This window comes from Pedobacter petrophilus (genome assembly GCF_009674725.1).
Taxonomy (GTDB): Bacteria; Bacteroidota; Bacteroidia; order Sphingobacteriales; family Sphingobacteriaceae; genus Pedobacter; species Pedobacter petrophilus.
In genome coordinates this window covers 1-17,563 of the sequence record NZ_WKKH01000014.1, presented here as the reverse complement: position 1 = coordinate 17,563, position 17,563 = coordinate 1, and the positions used below count along the sequence as shown (strand labels likewise).

Below are 17,563 nucleotides of genomic sequence, written 5' to 3'. Positions count from 1 at the left end.
AACAGCGCAACATGTTAATTAAAGAAATTCCTCAACCAGAAAATCAGCAAACCAAACGCTCCAGGAGCCTTGGGATTCGAATTTTATCTAACCTTACCTTTTGGGTGCTCCTGGCCATTATCGCGGGTGTAGTACTGGGTAGTTATGCCCCGGCAACCGCCGTTAAAATGGAAGTTATTGGTAAAACCTTCATTGATATTATTAAACTCTTTATTGCCCCGATTATATTTTTAACCATTGTGCTGGGCATTAGTGGTATGGGCGATTTGAAAAAAGTGGGCAGAATCGGACTTAAATCTCTGATCTATTTTGAAGTGGTGTCTACTATTTCCCTGGCCATCGGAATTTTAATGGCCGTTTTAATCAGGCCGGGGAATATTGATAAGTCGCATCTGCAAATTCAGAATGCTTCGAAATATACCAATGCGCCAGCTAAAGGATTCGATTGGATTAACTTCTTTATGAGTAACCTCACCATCCAGGTGTTGCTGGTAGCCATCATCGTCGGCATTATTTTAAACTACTCGAAACACCGTGAAAAAGCCGTAAGTGGTTTAAGTTACGTCTCTAAAATTGTTTTCAAGGGATTAAAATATGTGATGTACCTGGCTCCATTGGGTGCCTTTGGTGGCATGGCCTATACCATTGGTAAATTTGGTTTACATACGCTGGTTCCTTTAGCCAAACTGATGGGAACTGTATACCTTACTATGGGGCTGTTTATCTTTTTAATCCTTGGCGGGATTATGAAGTATTACAAAATGAGCATCTGGAAGTTTATCAAATACATTAAAGAAGAATTGTTGCTGGTGCTTGGCACCTCCTCTTCAGAATCTGCATTGCCTTCTATTATGCAGAAACTGGAAAAAATGGGTTGCAGTAAATCTGTAGTGGGGCTGGTGGTGCCAACGGGCTATTCTTTTAACCTGGATGGAACTTCAATCTATCTTTCTATGTCTGTTATTTTCCTTGCCCAATTATATGGCGTTCAACTTTCTGTTTGGGAAATGCTCAGTATTATCGGCATTTTAATGGTTACTTCTAAAGGTGCCGCGGGCGTAACCGGAAGTGGTTTTATTGTGCTGGCATCTACGCTGGCAGCCATCCATAAAATCCCGATCGAAGGCCTGGCTTTTTTACTTGGTGTAGATAAGTTTATGAGTGAGGCCCGTGCCCTTACCAACATTATCGGTAATGGTGTAGCCACGATTGTGATTTCCAAAAGTGAAAATGAATTTCATCCGCAGGTTGAAGCAGAGGAAGATCCGGCTTTGATCCAGGCAGACAAGAAATTGGCAAAACGAGAATTTGTGTACTAAATCTAATAAAATGAATACATCAGAAACATTCAATGAATTAAGGTTCAGCGTTTACGGTAAGCAGGTGCATTACCAATTAAGCGCAGAAAGGCTGGTTAGCCAAACGCTGGAGCGGGGACAGGGCAGCTTGAGTAGCAGTGGTGCACTTTGTGTAGATACGGGCAAATTTACCGGCCGTTCTCCGAAAGATAAATTTACGGTAATTGATGATACAACGAGAGATACTGTTGATTGGGGCGATGTAAACCGGCCGATTTCGCAGGCACATTTTTACGGTTTGTACAGTAAAATGCGTGCTTATCTGGCCGAAAAAGAGGTTTGGATAAGAGATGCCTATGCCTGTGCTGATGCCAGATATGGTTTAAGCATTAGAATTGTGAATGAAACGCCGTGGGCAAATTTATTTTGCTATAATTTATTTTTAAGACCTGAGCAAGAAAATATGCCGGCTGAAGAAACCGAATGGCTGATTTTACAGGCCCCGGGTTTTGAGGCTGATCCGGAAACGGATGGTACAAGGGCAAGGAATTTTACGGTAGTAAACTTTACCAGCAAAATTATTTTAATTGGCGGAACAGCTTACACCGGAGAGATGAAAAAAGGAATTTTCAGCGTGTTAAATTATATTTTACCTGTTGAAAGAGGTGTTTTAAGTATGCATTGTTCTGCGAATGAAGGGCCTGATGGCGATGTTTCGCTGTTTTTTGGCTTATCGGGAACCGGAAAAACAACTCTAAGCGCCGATGCCAGCCGGGCTTTAATCGGCGATGATGAACACGGCTGGTCTGATGAAGGTGTGTTTAATTTTGAAGGCGGTTGTTATGCAAAGGCCATTGATTTAAACCCTGAGAAAGAGCCGGAGATTTTCGGTGCCATTAAGCCGGGTGCGCTTTTAGAAAACCTTGTGGTTAATGCTGCAACTGGCGAAGTAGACTTTTCTGATACCGGTAAAACTGAAAATACAAGGGTAGCCTATCCGATAGATTTTATCAACAATGCCAAAACGCTATCGGTAGGAGGAACGCCAAAAAACATCTTCTTTTTAACTTGTGATGCTTTCGGCATCTTGCCGCCAATCAGCAAGCTAGATAAAGGGCAGGCCATGTACCATTTCATTTCGGGTTATACTGCAAAAGTTGCGGGGACAGAAATGGGCGTTTCTGAACCACAGTCTACCTTTTCTGCTTGTTTCGGAAGGGTCTTCTTACCCTTGCATCCCTTAAAATATGCAGAACTATTGGGTAAAAAGCTCGAAGAAAATCCGGCAATAAATGTTTGGCTGGTAAATACCGGTTGGATTGGTGGTGCCTTTGGAACGGGAAACAGAATCAGTTTGAAGTATACCAGGGCACTAATTGCTGCGGCCATGAATGGAGCGCTGGAAAAAGTTGCGTTTGAGTCGCATCCGGTTTTCAAGTTTGCGGTACCACAAGCCTGCCCAAATGTACCGGAAGAAATTTTAAATCCGAGAGACCTTTGGGAAGATGTGAATCTGTATGATCAAAAGGCTGCTGATTTAGCGCTGTTATTTGAAGATCATTTTTCTAATTATGCAGGGCAAGCCAGTGAAGTGATTAAGGAAGCAGCACCATCCTTTGTGTAGAATTTTTGTTATATTGAAGATCATCCACATAAAATTTGACCCTGACAGAAAAAACCGATCCGATTATAGATAAGCTAAACAAGTCTTTAAGCTTACAGATATTTGTGGCCATTATTTTGGGTACGATGGTTGGCGTGTACCTGCCCGGTTTTGCGATCAAGTTGCAGTGGGTAGGGAGATTGTTTGTTTCGGTGATTGAGCCCTTTGTTCCACCGGTCATATTTCTAAGCATTGTTAGCGTGGTTGGAAGCCTGGAAAGCCTTAAAGTGGCAGGAAGAATCACCGCAAAAGCCATTGTTTATTTTACGGTGGTAAGCACGCTGGCCATTATTTTTGGGATTTGCAGTGCCTTAATTATCAGGCCGGGGAAAATAGACCGGAGTTTAGTAGAAGCCATCGGGCCAGCCAGGTTAATTTCTCCTGATTATGAAGGTTGGCTTAAAGTTGTAATGCAGAACAGCATGTTGCTGTTATTTATTCTGGCCGTTTTAATTGGCATTATAATCAATCGTTTGGCAAAGCGGGATCGGGTGGTGAAAATTTTTGAGCAATTAAAATCAATTGTACTGCGTTTACTCCGGTATGTTTTTCTGCTGGCACCAATAGTTGCATTTAGCGGCATTGCCTATACGGTGGGCCGCTTTGGCCTGGATACCCTGCTGCCTATTGGCAAAATGCTTGCCGGAACTTACATCACCATGTTTGTATTCGTAGCGGTGGTTTTTGGGTCGCTTTTAGTGGCATTGAAGGTAAATCTTTATACTTATTTAGGCTCGATCAAAAACGAATTACTTTATGCTTTAGGAACGTCATCATCTAGTTCCGTAATCCCTTTACTACTGGAAAAACTAGAAAAAGTGGGCTTAAAAAGACCAGTAGTATCGTTGGTTACGGTTACCGGAAACTCGCTGAATTTAAACGGAACCTGTATTTACCTGGGCATGGCGGTAATTTTTCTGGCTCAGCTCTATAACATCAGTTTTTCATTTACGGAGCTTTCAGCAATCGTGGTGATTATTTTACTCACTTCAAAGAGTGCATCGGGCATTCCCGGAACGGGTTTTTTAGCCTTGGTAACTACCATTGGCAGTATTCACAAAATTCCGGTAGAGGGTTTGGCTGTTTTGCTAAGCATCGATCGGTTTATGAGCGAGGCCAGGGCAATTACCAATACCATTGGGCATGCTATTGCCGCATTAATTATATCAAGGAGCGAATCATAGCGCTCCAAAACTAACATAAATTAAAAATTATGAAAAGATCAATTTCGTACCTGCTTATCCTTTTTATAGGTTTAAGTGTAGGTTGTAAAAATAAAGAGGTAGATGAGCAGACAGATGTAGTGCTGGTGGGTGCGGGTGTAATGAGCGCAACACTGGGTTCGATGATGAAAACGCTGAACCCGAAGCTTAAAATAAATATTTACGAAAGGCTTGATCTTGTGGCTGCAGAAAGTTCTGATGCCTGGAACAATGCAGGTACAGGCCACTCGGCTTTTTGTGAGCTGAATTATACGCCTCAGCGGCCGGATGGAACAATAGAATTTAATAAAGCAATTGCCATAAACGAGCATTTTGAAATTTCGAAGCAGTTCTGGGCGTATATGGTGAATAAAGGAAAACTTCCGGCACCTAAATCTTTCATTAATAATGTTCCGCACATGAGTTTCGTTTGGGGCGATAAAAATGTAGAATACCTTAAAAAACGCTACGAGGTATTGAGCAGGCAGTTGTTGTTTAAAGGCATGCAATATTCTGAAAATTTTGATACGCTTGCCAAATGGATGCCTTTAGTAATGACGGGTAGAGACCGGAAACAAAAGGTTGCCGCAACTTACATGGCCATTGGAACCGATGTTAATTTTGGGAGTTTAACCAGGGGTTTGGTTGCCTCTTTAAAGAAAGAAGCTGGTGTAAAGGTAGAATTAAACCATGAAGTGAAAAATTTAAAACGCCTTGATGATGGGAGTTGGTTGGTAACCGTACTGGATAAAAAAACAGAGAAAGAGCGAAATATAAAAGCAAAATTTGTTTTTATTGGTGCCGGAGGTGGTGCTTTGAGGTTATTGCAAAAATCAAAAATCCCTGAAGGTAAAGGTTTCGGCGGTTTTCCGGTAAGTGGAGAATGGTTGGTTTGCAACAATCAGGATGTTATTGCCAAACACATTACCAAAGTGTATGGCAAGGCTGGTGTGGGTGCCCCGCCAATGTCTGTACCACATTTAGATACCAGGATAATTAACGGTAAAAAAGCTTTGCTTTTCGGCCCTTATGCCGGTTTTTCTTCTAAGTTTTTGAAACAAGGCTCATACCTGGATTTAACCCGTTCTGTGACCTTAAAAAATATCGGCCCGATGATGTCTGCAGGTGTAGATAATATTCCGCTAACCAAATACCTGATTAGTCAGGTTACGCAATCAGATGAAGAACGTTTAAAAGCCCTGAGAGAATATTTTCCGGAAGCGAAAGCATCAGACTGGAAACTGGAAACCGCCGGACAACGGGTGCAGATTATTAAGAAAGATGAGAAAGAAGGTGGTGTGCTGCAAGTTCGGAACCGAGGTGGTTAGTGCAGAAGATGGCAGCCTGGCCGCTTTATTAGGTGCTTCTCCGGGTGCTTCCACTTCTGTAGATATTATGATTACGGTACTGAAAAAGTGTTTCCCTGAAAAAATGGCTTCGGCAGAATGGCAGACGAGGATGAAAGAGATGATTCCATCATACGATCAGCAACTTTCTGATAGTAAGGCGTTGACAAACAAAGTAAGAAAGGCAAATAGTACTACGCTTGGGCTTAAGTATTTTACTATTGATTAATGGTTTTTTTCGGTAATCATTGCGAGGAGGTACGACGAAGCAATCTGTTTTTGTTGGTTTCTTCGATGTGGATTGCTTCAGCAGATGAAGGATCTCCTTCGCAATGACGGATTTTTGAGCGGGATGCGTTAACACGAAACGTCACCCTGAATTCATTTCAGGGGCCTTTCTATGTTAGATTACTGAAACAAGTTCAGGAGGACGACCCCCCGAGCATAATCGTCCTTGCGAGGAGGCACGACGAAGCAATCTATTTTGTAGATTCTTTGATAGAGCAATTACTGATCACCCGGGAGAATAAACGGCTTAGACAAATTGCTAACTCCTAAACTTCTAAGCCATTACCCTCCAAAACATTTCTCAATGTTTCAAACTTTGATTTTGAAGAAACAAGCTCAAGTCATCATCCTTACCTAAACCCAGTTTTTGCTTAATCCGGTAACGGCTCATGCGTACACTTTTAGGTTCAATCCCCAGGCGTACAGAAACTTCCTTATTCGATAATCCCATCAACATGTAAGAGCAGTACTTCAAATCAAGACGCGTAAGGCTTTGATTCGCCTGTTGCTGTAAGCGCTCGAAAAAAGCAGGATTGGTTTCAAAAAAGTCTGCTTTATGAGCTTCAAAATCCTTATCCATTTTACGTTGCTGGTTTAAAATTCTTTTCATTTGCTCATCAAAAGAAAGGTGACTCTCTTTATCAACCTTTCCTGATAGCAATTCCAGCAACTCATTTTTCTCTTCAATTTGCAGCGTTCCGGCCATCACTTCTTTTTGCAAACGCTCTCCACGTTCTTTAAGTAAAACCTGTTCTGTTTGTAACCGGATAGCTTCTGCCTCTTTTAATTGTGCCCTGAGTTCTGCGGCCGTTTTTTGCTGATCAACCAGTTCCTGCTTTTTAACAGCTGCCTTCAATTTGAAATTATAAGAGCGAAGGAAAAAAAGTAATACGGCCATTGCCATAACGCCCAGCGAAATATAGAAGGCGGTAAGTTTTTTAGCGAAAGATGCTTCTTTTTGCAGATAGGCAATTTCCTGTTCCTTTTTTTCTGATTGATATTGTGCTTCTACCCGCGCAATGCTGTTGATTTTTTCTTCGTTAAAGGCTTGTTTATAGCATTCAAAATATTGTTTCAGGTAACTTAGACTAAGTTGACTATCTCCTTTTTTTTCGGCAATCTTAGCAAGTGCTTCAAAAATTCTGGCCTTTGTTAAAGGCATGCTAACCACTCCATCGGCCTTGTTTAAACCATCCAATAAAATTTTTTCAGCTTCGTTTAAACGTCCATCACGCATGGCGTATTCGCTTCGCATTCCATAGCAGTTCAGCAGCACCTCATGCAAATTTGTTTTCGTTGCAATGCCGATTGCCACATCGAGATATTTTTCGGCGCTGTCTCTATAGGCGGCTGGAAAGTATTGGAAATAGGTATTCGCAGTATTTAAAGCAATTGCAGCCGTGTTGCTCCTTAATAATAAACGGCCTTCTTGTTGTTTAGCCAAAAGGAGAGATTTTTTATTGATCATAAGGGCTGAATCCAATAGCGTCCGGTTGTTTGGGTTTGCCTTAAAACGATCAAAATAAGTTTGGCCGATGGTAAAATAGGCATTATTTAATGCATCAACCTGTTTGCTTTCCAGCGCTGCCTGGTAGCACAAATTGGCATATTTTGTTTGCTTAGCCGGGTCATTTCCATAGCTATAGAAGCTAGCCAGATAATGGTAGATGGTGCTTTCATATTCTGATGCGCCGTGGCCTTTAAAATAATCCAGTGCTTTTAAGAGCTTTCTGGCAGATTGATCATTATCATCATTAATCAGATCCAGCCAGCCGTTTCTAAACCAAACAAAGCCGATTGTTACCGGGTCTTTTGTTTTTTTGGCATAATACATTGCGCTATCGCGGCATGAATAAGCCTTTTTTAAATCTTTTTTCCAAACAAAGAGATGAATGAGCGTTGCAAAAGCCATGGCTTTGCCTCGTCCATCAGATAATGTCTGTCCGAGTTGCAGTGCCTCATTCGCCTGCTTAAAGGATAATGGCAGGTTCTGTTCAAAATTAGCTTTCGCCAGCTTACATAAAATATTAATGCGGTCTGCTTTAGGCAAATTTTTATTTACCAGTAAGTGATTTATAGAATCCAGATATATTTTTTGTGCATCTGCCTGGTGCTGGCAAGTGAATAAAAAAAAACAGGATCAGTATTGCTTTCAGTGGTAACTGCATCACCAAAAATAGAAAAAATAAACATTCCCTAAAAAGATGGTTTTAGCTTAAGTGGCTGTTATTAAGATTTTTAATTACTTTCTGTAGACGCATTGTAGACGCCTGTTTTTCTGTCGGTAGTCGATGAGTAGTCGTTGTTTTCTTGGTTAATGATGCATACAGCCCTAATTTTGACGTATTCAATCACCAAAAAAAATAAATCTATGAAAAACAAGACGATGGCTATTGTAGCCTACATTACATTGATCGGTTGGATCATTGCTTACCTGGAGTTTAAAAAATCAACAGAAAAAAGCAGCCTCGTAAATTACCATTTGGGTCAATCGCTTGGAATTATCATTACCTCCTTTTTATTAAGTATAGCAAGCAGCATTATATTGGCAATCATCCCATCTTTGGGTGCAATTTTCTACCTCATCTTATTCATTCCTTTTGTACTCTTATTGTTGGGCATTATTGCAGCAAATAATGAGTTAGAAAAACCAGTTCCAATTATTGGTAAAATATTCGAAGGCAGATTTAATTTTGCTCCAGAAAAGGAAAGTAAAATCTAAGAAAATACAAACGAAGCCATTATTCAAAATATTATAACTACGCTCCATTAGTGTTATGGCTGTGCCATAGCACTTTTTCTAATATCGCCAGGTTTTTAAGCACCGGCACAAAACTTGGAGAGAAAAAACAATGCGTAGAAATTAAAAGCATTAACAGTAATAAGTTTTCGGTAGCGGAAATGGCGAAGGGTAAATCAATTAAAACAAATCAACGAACGTTTAAAATTTAAACCATAAGGACATGACAGGTTGGGAAATTGAAAATCCGGGAGAATATCTGATAGCAGACCAAGATAAAATTCTTAAAACTTTCATAAAAACCTATCCGTTATCGGCACTTAGCCCTGATGGAGAAATGCTGCTGATCATCCGCAAATACCATCCTTTGCTAAACTGTTCGCCTGACGATTCCACTAATCCATCAGATAGTTTTAGAATATGCCTGGCCTATTATACCGTGAGCAGATATTTCTTTTTTGAACTGCCTACCCATTTTAATTATAATATGCTATCGATAAGGTATGATCAAAATATACAAGATGTAGCCATTACCATTTCCAGCAGGGAGATGACACGGGTAACAAATATTAAAGAACTGTTTTTGAAACTAGAAAGTTTTACGCCTAAAACAGAGGCAGAAAAAGAAGCTACTTTTGCAAGCCTTACTAATGAAATTCCACCTCAGAAGAAACGGATACCTATTATCCAAACGGAAGTAACATCTACGGTAATTGGGACGTTAAAAAATGCTGATTTTGATGATTGGTGGGTATCTGAACCACAAAAAATTGGTTTTTTAGACAATGTTGAAATGAAATTCACCATTACTGATTACCATCCCGTTGAAGATGAAAGCTTTATGGAAGAAGCTGATGAAACCATCCGTAATTTCTTGGCAAAAACATTTAAAAACCGAGAAGCAGCCAGTGCTTATGTATATCAAAACTGTATGGATTTTTTAGATGCCATAGGTTATGATGAAGCTGACCAGCATTTGTGGGATATAAAAGATCCTAAGCAGATATGGAACTACGCTACACCAAGAGAAATATATATTACCCGCGAGCCCTATGAAGACAAAGGCGTTTACCTTCGCTTAATCTTTTATTGTGAATGGGAGCAGGAGCATGGCCTGCAACTGGTGTTTAATCAAAAGGGTAAACTGGTACGGGTAAGTGAAGATGATGGACATATACTGGGATGGCAAGGCCACGGAATGATAGCAGATTCGGGCACAATCTAATAAGAAGTTATCCCTTCAATACGTTATCATTATTCAATATATAATGTTTCTCATAACCAGAATACAAAAGCAATTGTAATGAATAAAGAAGAATATCAAAAACAATTTACAACAGAAGATACCCCAGGTTGGCAGGCGATTGATCATCAGCTTGATAAGATTTACAGCGGCATCGAGCCACGCCATTACCCACCTTTGTGTGGGGTGCATTATATGGCCGGGGGCAGCGACCCAATAGATGGGGTTAGTGTTTATGATAGCAACCACCAGCAATTTCACAGGCACATGGTAAGTTACGGCATGAGCGAACTTTATTATGATGAAGAGAAAGCGGGTGATGAATTTAGTAAATGGGGTTTTGAGTTTACTTTCCGGCTGGCACCTTTTCAGGATGATGAGCATGATCCGATCTGGGCCATACAGGTAATGAATAACCTGGCCCGCTATGTGTTTTCGAGTGGGAAGTGGTTTGAAGAAAATCATTTTGTTCCGGCTAATGGCCCCATCAGGCTGGATACGGAAACCGAAATTACCGGCTTTGTTTTTACCCTCGACCCTGAACTGGGTAAAATCCAAACGCCACATGGTGAAGTTAGCTTTCTGCAAATGGTAGGTATTACCAATGCTGAGGTAGAACAACTGAAGCTTAATCCAACTACAGATGCCGTAAAAGAACTGATCGATCGTTTTAAAGTGGATAATCCATTATTGATTACAGACCTTAACAGAAAGTAAAGCCATGTCAATGCACGAAATTGAAGATCTTGTTGAAGAAACCACTTATCTGGTAGACCGGTCTTCTAATGATGAGTTGATCACTAAACGAGATCTCCTATTTAACCTGTATCGTTTAGAAGCATTTTTTGATACCAGCTACACTCATTTCAGGGTGATGGATATTTTACTTAGAAATAGGTTTGTGTATCAAATCCCTATAGCCAAATACCCGCAGTTGGGTATTACTGATGAACAGCTTCCTACGGATGATGATGGTGATTGGGTGTATGCTCAGGATGAAAAGGAAATGTGTTATGCACAAAGCGGAAATGGGGTGATGTACCTCTATTGTGATGCCGGAGATTGGTTTTGGAAACGATTATGTGAACTTGATATTTTACCGAAAGCAGATCATAAAAGCCCTCAACAGCTTTCAATGCTGCAACTGGTTAAAGTAATGATGTTAGAAGCAGAAAGGCAACACCGTAACGATTTATTAAAGCAGTGGTATAATTTACTTGCAAACGGTATTTTAGAAGGCGATTTTGCAGAAGATGAAGGTGTGCCAGGCACGTTTGAAGGTTTTTCGCAAGATGAGGATTTTACTGAAATTCGTGATATTGCCTTGCGCAATCAGCTTATGAAGCAAAAAATGGGGAGCGAAATGGAGGGTTATTTGTTGCTGCCCCATTTAAAAAGTAACCTGGATAGCGCAACAGGTTTGGAGGAAATCTATAAAATCCGTTACCTGCTCGAGTTTTCAAAAAGCATAGATCAGCTGCGCAAGGCCTACCGAAAAGATCAGCAGGCCTTAGAAACCGGACCAGAGAAAATAAAAATTGTACAACCTTTTATTAATGACTATCTGGTGCGTATTGGATGGAACTATGTTGGTATGGAGCCTGAAAATACCTGGCTTTGGTATCAAGATCTTAATGATGAACAATATGAAGGGCCTGGCCATCGCCTGTTTATTCAACTTAAATTGGATGCAGATGAAAGCACCTTGTTCTGCAACCTTGCCCTGCAGCACAGTTTAATTTTGAAATGGCAGGAAAAGCAACCTTCATTTTTACCGAAAGACTGGCATTTTTATTATGATCTGTCTGGTTGGCTATCGGGCGATTTTACCAATAAAAATAAACATTTAGGCAGTTGGGGAAGCTGGAAGTTTGATTTGAAATCATCAGAAAAAATACTCAAAAGCCATTTGGAGAATTTGATTGAAGGGCTAAAACAAGCTGATTATTTCAGATTTGTATTGGCAGAGTTCCCTGAAAAATTTCTGGCACAAGACGCCCAAAGAATTTTATACTTGTTGGATGAAGGGGAAGATGGAACGGGCACTATACCGAAATACGTGTTGTTTGATAGCAAAATCACCACCTTAATTGCTTTCGCCAAATGGGCTGCAGAAAAAAAAGATGTACAGCAAGCCGAAAAAATAATGAATCAGATTAAGGAAATTGTCGAGACAATGTCTGTATCAGCACTTCAAAAAGAAGTTATTTTTGATCCTTTATTACAGCTCTGGTATGAAAAAAAAGCGATGATGTTTCCTCCGGTTTGGCATCTTTACCTGGTGAATTCGCTTAGGAAAAAATAGAAGAATAAAGCACAATTTACAGCTGTACGCCCACATTCAACGTCATGCTGACGTTATTTCAGTATCTATTTCACAAGCAGTAAAGTTAGATCCTGAAACAAGTTCAGGAGGAAGGTTTTTCGAAAAACCCATAGCCACCCCTCATGGTGAATTATTTCAGCATCTATTTCTTAAGTGTTACTTAAATAAAAAAAATGTTTGATTTTTACTTCCTATATAATTCAGGTCTGTTTTTGATTGTTCCCCATTTCAATTCGGGTAATTCCAAGAGTTGATCATAGCGTTTCAAAACCTCTTTATTTGCGCTCAAAGATAGGTGTTCGAGGTTTTTCAGCAACAAAACAGGGCTGTAATCTTTGCTCTGCAGCCTTTCTGCCAACAGTCGGAAAAATTTGAGTTGAGGCATTGCACTTAGAAAATCAAGATGATCTATTTTGATGTATTGTGGTCCGAAGGCATCACCCTCAATGCTCAAACTTTCGAGCGCAGATAGATTTGAAAGTTCAGTATAAGAGGTGATTTTTTGGAAGTTCTCTACCGATAAGCCGATCAGTTTTGCAAGTTTAGCTAAGGGCTTAATCGATTCCACACCTGCACCAGAACCCATATGGAGGAGTTCGATATTTTCCAGATTTTCAATTGCTGAAATGTCCTTATAACCACCCCACTTAATTTCCAGCCGCTTTAGTAGTTTTTGCTTGCAAACCGCATCAAAAAGTTCTTGTGGCATTCTGGTTCCAAAATGTAGCTCTTTAAAGGCTGTTTCATTGTGGGATAAAAAATCACACCATTCTGTTACCACACGCTTTTTATCTTTCTGGGTTTTATATTGATGGGTAAAAGAATCGCCTAGCTGCGTACAATTGATCATCAGTTTCTCTTCGCCATTGTATTCTGAAACTTCAACAATCGATTTAATCTGATCGTGTTCTGCTTTAAAATAGTAGTTAAAACCAAATTCTATCTGCTTGTCTGTTAATTTCATTGGTTGTTTTTTAAGGAGTTGTTAATATTTTGATTCGATATGGTGTGTGTCAAGTTCGAAGAAACAGCCTAAAGTAATTGAATTCCATTTCTTATTGATGATAAAAAGGGTTCGTTTTTTTAGGCTTTACAAGCGCACCAAGTTACATTTAATCATTGAAATGAAGGGAAACAGCCCCTATCCGCCTATCGGCACCTTTCCCCGGGAGGGGAAAGGGCGCAAGAAAAAGCATTCTTCGCAGCAAACTCCCCATCCCCTGAAAGGAAAAGGCTTTTCGAAACAAATTTTTTCGAAACAAAAAAATGTTTCCAGTTATTTTGTTTCAGGTTTTCGAAACAATTTTTCTCGAAACAAAAAAATGTTTCGAATTATTTTGTTTCGAAAATGTTTTGATAAATATTAAAGATGGCTAGCTAAGAGCATTTTAAACTTGAATTTTTTATTGATAATTAGATTCAACCTATCGGGCGGTGTCTCCCGCCAAAAATTAATGCGTTTATATTTTTGTTCGGATAAAACCAGAAGCCCGAGTTTTGGTTGGTTAAAAAACTCCACCGATAATATAATTTAGGCGCCTGCTTTAAAAACAAACGCCTAAAACCAAATAGCTATTAATTTATTTCATTTGAAACTATCCTTCCACTTTCATTCCTCTTTACAGCTGTATACCAGGCATCGCAATCGGTAAACCAGTCATAAATCATTTTATATGCAGGGATAATTTCGGCAGAAAAATTTAAGGTTGCCCCTTCAAAACCTTCTTCCTGAAAGATAAAGGCACTTAATCCATAATGTAATAGTTCGGATAGTTGCGCTATATCGAAATGGCCAACTGCTTGTAAATTATAAGGTTGGTTTTTAACGGAATGCCGAAAGGATGCTTTATTGGCTAAAGGTTTAGCTTTGGTAAACAGATTAATGATATTGTTTACCTTGTAAAGTGTGTTGGCAATAGTAATAGGATGATGTTTACCCGATCGTGGATCGGGCCCGGTAGATGCACTCAGCATTTCAGTAAGTATTCGATTTACTTCTGATAAACTATTCATTTCAAAATAGGCTTCAATAAGCTTTTGAAATTCGTTTACAGCTACTACCTGATCAGGGAACTGTGTGTTTCGGTTTTTACTTTTGTTAGTCTGCATAACATTAAAATAAAAGTCCCTGGACGCTGCAGACTAACAAATAACTCTTTTCAGAGATATGAGAAAATACGTTTCTAAAACGCTCGTCCAGGAATATTTTTGAAATTTAATTGTGAAGTTGATATCTCGTTGTTAGGTGAAAAAATATGTTATTTATTAATCTGCACAACTAAGATAGATACAATAAAATAATTAACGAAATCTTTTTGAAGAATAACGCGCAAATGGAGGCAGTTCCATACTTGCAGTCGATAGTTCAGAGGTTACAGTCGGTAGTTCAGGCGTTGCAGTCGATAGTTCAGAGGTTGCAGTCGGCAGTTCAGACTTTACAGTCGATAGTTCAGACGTTGCAGTCGATCGTCAGTTAGTCATTGTACCACTATGAGCTTGTTCTTTGAAATTGATAAATTTCATTTCTCCCTGTTTTTGTATCCTTAACTTTTTACAGTTTTTTGTTCGTACTGTTATGATGTGTTTCTTTTTTCAAACTATTGCTCCGTTTGGTTTGTTGGTTTTTGTTTATTTTATTTATTTCGTTTATTTCGTTTGTGTTTTTTGTTTAACTTCGTAGAAAATTGCAGCATGATTTCAACCGATCAAATACGCCGTCCTTCCAAAACAGAGCAGAAGATGGCCATAGAATCTTTACCAGCTTTATCATCGATACTCTCCAACATCCATTCTGAACATACTGAGATTGAGATTGAGGAGACGGGCGAACGCATTAAGATACCTGCCAGGGCTTTGGTATTTCTTGGCGATATTTTAAAGGCTATGGGTGAAGGCAAGCCTGTTTCTATAGTTCCAATGGCAACAGAGGTAACTACCCAGAAGGCAGCCGAGATATTGGGATGTTCAAGGCCATATTTAGTGAAATTACTGGAAGAGGGGGCTATTGAGTTTATCAAGGTGGGTAAGCACCGCAGGATCAAATTCGAGGATGTTGTGGCTTACAGAGAAAAAATGAAAGTGCAGCAGAAGAATAATATTATCGACATCATGGGCGCTGATGATGAACTCGGATTGTATGATTCATAGTGTAAGGTTTAAGGCAGTATTGGATACCAATGTCATCTATCCAGTTGTGATCAGGGACCTGCTTTTTTGGTTTGCGCATTATGATCTTTATACGCCCAAGTGGGGTACTAATATTTTTTGTGAGTGGAAAGAAGTGATGCTCAGGCATGGCGTGGAAGAAAGGGAAGCTGAAAAGCGGGTGCAAAAGGCAAACCAGGCTTTCCCAGATGCTTTGGTGGGTAATTATGAAGGCCTTATTCCGCAGCTTCAACTACCGGATGAGGATGACCGTCATGTGCTTGCGGCTGCAATTAAAACGAACGCAAATGTGATCGTTACCAATAACCTGAAAGATTTTCCAGAGGAATATCTGGACGCTTTCGGCTTGAAGGCCAAAAGTGCTGATGATTTTCTCACCGATATCATCGATCTGAATCAGGAGCAAGCAATTAAGGCTTTCCGCGAGATGGTTCTGAACCGGAAGAATCCCGCAATGGATGAATATCAAGTATTGGAAAGCCTGCGTAGGAATGGGCTTATCGATACTGCAAATTATTTGCATGCGCTATTGTAAAATCCTAGTACCATACTTATTAATTAGAGCACAAGTCATACAGCCCGCTTGCCAGGACACTAAGACTTGCGCTAGTAATGGTAGGTTTTGAACTAGTGATTTAAACATATAAAAAAGTTTAAGCCTCTTAGTCTTTTAACTGTTTCCAATGGCCTTTTTTAAAATAGACGTTATTAAACTTTGAGGAATAGAATACCAAATAAAAACTCCATGCACTCCGGTAAGTAGTAGGGAATGCCTCCATGATATGATAGGTTGGTTCTTCCATTAAGGGTTTAATATGAACCGACCGATAAGGTGCAGACGTGACAATTTTACCACGAAATGTTTTCAAAATTTTATCCCGATCTGTTACATAGAAAAATATTGAATCGTTCCTTTTGATTTCAAAACGATAGTGATCATATTGCCAGTCTGCTTGCTTACCAGGAAAATAATCTCTATTAATAATGTATTCTCCATAGTAATCTTCTTTTTTAAGTACTTTCTTAGCCGTAAACCATGCCCAGGTTGATGAGGTAATAATTAGTAGAAGAATTGCTGTCCAAAACAGGCCAAGAATTTTGCCATACAGTCTTTTTTTTGTTGATATCCACAGTACGAGAAGAATTATCGTTGTTGGGAAAATTATAAATATGAAGAGTAAAGCAAGTCCGAAACCCATTTTAAATGATAATGTAAACCTTTTCTGGTAAGTGGCTATATATTAAAAAAAATGCCAAACGCAATGCTGGCGCATGCTTGACGCGTATGTGTTTCAAGCCGATGCTATCTATCTGCGGTATATCAATTTCGACGATTTTATTGCAAGATATCGGATTAAATCACTTTTCTGCTTGATAACTAAATCATAAATAGCTTCACACGCGCGACTGCGCTAGCGAGGGCAGGTTATAGAAACGGTCTCTTTTTAGTTATTTAGATGCTTGTTATTGATTGCCGTTTTTCAAAATTTCCATCTTTTCCCGTTCGCTGGCAAGTAGGCGCTCATAAAGTTCTACTACTTTATCTAATGGATTGAAAGTGCACTGCATATTAATAGCGTTGATTGTGGAACTATCGTTGCTCGTAAATGTATTAGAGATAATGCTCAAAATAGCATCTTCATTAAAATTCTTTATTGCTTCAGCACTCACACCCAGTACACCTGCAATTTTTTCTAATGTTGCCTCTTCCACCTCTTCACTCTGCTCAATTTTGGAGATAGTTTGCTGGCTTACGCCTAATTCAACAGCCAGGAAATCTTGTTTAATTCCTCTGATTTCTCTAATACGGCTGATTTTTCTTCCGATGTGCGTTTTGCCAGATTTTGTAGGTGTTTCCATAGCACCAAATATAATTAATTTACACAAGTGTTGTGCAATGGATAATGATGTATGATACCAAGTTTAATGGTAAGTTACTATCATTGCTGCCGGCGCGTATGTCTCATTGCTCATTTCTCAACCTCCAAAAATCTACTTTTAACTAAAATCCTTCTACAATCGTTCTTAAGCTATTGTTGTAAACAAATTTACAGGAAACAAAAAAAAGTTTACAATCATTTTGTTTCGGGTTGGAGAAACAATTTATCGAGAAACAAAAAAAAGTTTCTCCAAATTTTGTTTCTCGCAATAGAAACAATTTACCATGAAATAAAAAAATGTTTCTCGTTATTTCGTTTCTTCGCTGGCGCACGCGCAATGTCATTAAGTTAAGTGTTTAAATATCTGATTACCAACTATTTGACTTGTTTTTATGGGTTTATTTTCTTATAT

At 39.3% G+C, this 17,563-nt stretch carries 16 protein-coding genes; 11 read left to right on the top strand and 5 right to left on the bottom strand.

Translation table 11 applies throughout. From position 1 onward, the window contains the following. Nucleotides 1-11 precede the first annotated feature (11 nt). From GJU39_RS10885 to GJU39_RS23865, 5 genes are read left to right on the top strand one after another with little or no spacing between them, the layout of a single operon-like run. Nucleotides 12-1,319, top strand: coding sequence for a cation:dicarboxylate symporter family transporter (locus GJU39_RS10885; RefSeq protein ID WP_154280837.1), 1,308 nt, complete (start codon nt 12-14; stop codon nt 1,317-1,319). Between the two features lie 10 nt (nt 1,320-1,329). Next, a complete protein-coding gene (pckA, locus tag GJU39_RS10880; protein ID WP_154280836.1) occupies nt 1,330-2,922 on the top strand; it encodes a phosphoenolpyruvate carboxykinase (ATP) in 1,593 nt (530 codons plus the stop codon). Between the two features lie 35 nt (nt 2,923-2,957). Further along, nucleotides 2,958-4,145 carry a cation:dicarboxylate symporter family transporter gene (locus GJU39_RS10875; RefSeq protein ID WP_154280835.1) on the top strand — a complete coding sequence of 396 codons (1,188 nt, stop codon included), beginning with the start codon at nt 2,958-2,960 and terminating at the stop codon, nt 4,143-4,145. Between the two features lie 29 nt (nt 4,146-4,174). Further along, nucleotides 4,175-5,491, top strand: coding sequence for a malate dehydrogenase (quinone) (gene mqo / locus GJU39_RS10870; protein ID WP_245227799.1), 1,317 nt, complete (start codon nt 4,175-4,177; stop codon nt 5,489-5,491). Further along, the gene (locus GJU39_RS23865) at nt 5,445-5,738 is read left to right on the top strand and encodes a malate:quinone oxidoreductase (protein WP_245227798.1); all 294 of its coding nucleotides are present in this window, start codon (nt 5,445-5,447) and stop codon (nt 5,736-5,738) included. The genes mqo and GJU39_RS23865 overlap by 47 nt, the downstream gene beginning before the upstream one ends. Before the next feature lie 360 nt (nt 5,739-6,098). Here the strand turns inward: GJU39_RS23865 and GJU39_RS10865 are convergent, their stop codons facing one another. After that, complete coding sequence (locus GJU39_RS10865; protein WP_245227796.1) at nt 6,099-7,847, bottom strand: helix-turn-helix transcriptional regulator; 1,749 nt, start codon at nt 7,845-7,847, stop codon at nt 6,099-6,101. 321 nt (nt 7,848-8,168) lie between these two features. Between GJU39_RS10865 and GJU39_RS10860 the strand changes: the two genes are divergently transcribed. The 4 genes from GJU39_RS10860 to GJU39_RS10845 all read left to right on the top strand — a co-directional run bounded on the left by GJU39_RS10860 (nt 8,169) and on the right by GJU39_RS10845 (nt 12,085). Further along, nucleotides 8,169-8,519, top strand: coding sequence for a DUF4870 domain-containing protein (locus tag GJU39_RS10860; RefSeq protein ID WP_154280833.1), 351 nt, complete (start codon nt 8,169-8,171; stop codon nt 8,517-8,519). A 241-nt stretch (nt 8,520-8,760) separates the two neighbouring features. Further along, nucleotides 8,761-9,762 carry a DUF6985 domain-containing protein gene (locus GJU39_RS10855; protein WP_154280832.1) on the top strand — a complete coding sequence of 334 codons (1,002 nt, stop codon included), beginning with the start codon at nt 8,761-8,763 and terminating at the stop codon, nt 9,760-9,762. A 78-nt stretch (nt 9,763-9,840) separates the two neighbouring features. After that, nucleotides 9,841-10,497: a suppressor of fused domain protein gene (locus GJU39_RS10850; protein ID WP_154280831.1), complete on the top strand. Its 657-nt coding sequence runs from the start codon at nt 9,841-9,843 to the stop codon at nt 10,495-10,497. A 10-nt stretch (nt 10,498-10,507) separates the two neighbouring features. Then, a complete protein-coding gene (locus tag GJU39_RS10845) occupies nt 10,508-12,085 on the top strand; it encodes a hypothetical protein (protein WP_154280830.1) in 1,578 nt (525 codons plus the stop codon). A gap of 205 nt (nt 12,086-12,290) precedes the next feature. On the opposite strand, the gene GJU39_RS10840 is transcribed toward GJU39_RS10845, so the two are convergent. Together GJU39_RS10840 and GJU39_RS10835 are read right to left on the bottom strand one after the other, a co-directional pair. Further along, the gene (locus GJU39_RS10840; RefSeq protein WP_154280829.1) at nt 12,291-13,070 is read right to left on the bottom strand and encodes a leucine-rich repeat domain-containing protein; all 780 of its coding nucleotides are present in this window, start codon (nt 13,068-13,070) and stop codon (nt 12,291-12,293) included. A gap of 611 nt (nt 13,071-13,681) precedes the next feature. Next, nucleotides 13,682-14,215, bottom strand: coding sequence for a hypothetical protein (locus tag GJU39_RS10835; RefSeq protein WP_154280828.1), 534 nt, complete (start codon nt 14,213-14,215; stop codon nt 13,682-13,684). Nucleotides 14,216-14,770: 555 nt separating this feature from the next. Between GJU39_RS10835 and GJU39_RS10830 the strand changes: the two genes are divergently transcribed. Continuing rightward, nucleotides 14,771-15,253 carry a helix-turn-helix domain-containing protein gene (locus GJU39_RS10830; RefSeq protein WP_245227794.1) on the top strand — a complete coding sequence of 161 codons (483 nt, stop codon included), beginning with the start codon at nt 14,771-14,773 and terminating at the stop codon, nt 15,251-15,253. Continuing rightward, nucleotides 15,243-15,806 (top strand): PIN domain-containing protein, encoded by a 564-nt coding sequence (locus GJU39_RS10825; RefSeq protein WP_154280826.1) that lies wholly within the window; start codon nt 15,243-15,245, stop codon nt 15,804-15,806. Before GJU39_RS10830 ends, GJU39_RS10825 begins: the two co-directional genes overlap by 11 nt. A gap of 127 nt (nt 15,807-15,933) precedes the next feature. Here GJU39_RS10825 and GJU39_RS10820 read toward each other — a convergent pair whose 3' ends face one another. Both GJU39_RS10820 and GJU39_RS10815 read right to left on the bottom strand, forming a co-directional pair. Beyond that, on the bottom strand, nt 15,934-16,470 hold the full coding sequence (locus GJU39_RS10820) for a hypothetical protein (RefSeq protein ID WP_154280825.1): 537 nt from the start codon (nt 16,468-16,470) through the stop codon (nt 15,934-15,936). Between the two features lie 265 nt (nt 16,471-16,735). Next, nucleotides 16,736-17,131 (bottom strand): helix-turn-helix domain-containing protein, encoded by a 396-nt coding sequence (locus tag GJU39_RS10815; protein WP_154280824.1) that lies wholly within the window; start codon nt 17,129-17,131, stop codon nt 16,736-16,738. Between the last annotated feature and the right edge of the window lie 432 nt (nt 17,132-17,563).

Bases quoted from the DNA above. Each gene is read 5' to 3' on its own strand.
- GJU39_RS10885 (WP_154280837.1), top strand. From the start codon at position 12: ATGTTAATTAAAGAAATTCCTCAACCAGAAAATCAGCAAACCAAACGC.
- pckA (WP_154280836.1), top strand. From the start codon at position 1,330: ATGAATACATCAGAAACATTCAATGAATTAAGGTTCAGCGTTTACGGT.
- mqo (WP_245227799.1), top strand. From the start codon at position 4,175: ATGAAAAGATCAATTTCGTACCTGCTTATCCTTTTTATAGGTTTAAGT.
- GJU39_RS23865 (WP_245227798.1), top strand. From the start codon at position 5,445: ATGAGAAAGAAGGTGGTGTGCTGCAAGTTCGGAACCGAGGTGGTTAGT.
- GJU39_RS10860 (WP_154280833.1), top strand. From the start codon at position 8,169: ATGAAAAACAAGACGATGGCTATTGTAGCCTACATTACATTGATCGGT.
- GJU39_RS10855 (WP_154280832.1), top strand. From the start codon at position 8,761: ATGACAGGTTGGGAAATTGAAAATCCGGGAGAATATCTGATAGCAGAC.
- GJU39_RS10850 (WP_154280831.1), top strand. From the start codon at position 9,841: ATGAATAAAGAAGAATATCAAAAACAATTTACAACAGAAGATACCCCA.
- GJU39_RS10845 (WP_154280830.1), top strand. From the start codon at position 10,508: ATGCACGAAATTGAAGATCTTGTTGAAGAAACCACTTATCTGGTAGAC.
- GJU39_RS10840 (WP_154280829.1), bottom strand. From the start codon at position 13,070: ATGAAATTAACAGACAAGCAGATAGAATTTGGTTTTAACTACTATTTT.
- GJU39_RS10835 (WP_154280828.1), bottom strand. From the start codon at position 14,215: ATGCAGACTAACAAAAGTAAAAACCGAAACACACAGTTCCCTGATCAG.
- GJU39_RS10825 (WP_154280826.1), top strand. From the start codon at position 15,243: ATGATTCATAGTGTAAGGTTTAAGGCAGTATTGGATACCAATGTCATC.
- GJU39_RS10820 (WP_154280825.1), bottom strand. From the start codon at position 16,470: ATGGGTTTCGGACTTGCTTTACTCTTCATATTTATAATTTTCCCAACA.
- GJU39_RS10815 (WP_154280824.1), bottom strand. From the start codon at position 17,131: ATGGAAACACCTACAAAATCTGGCAAAACGCACATCGGAAGAAAAATC.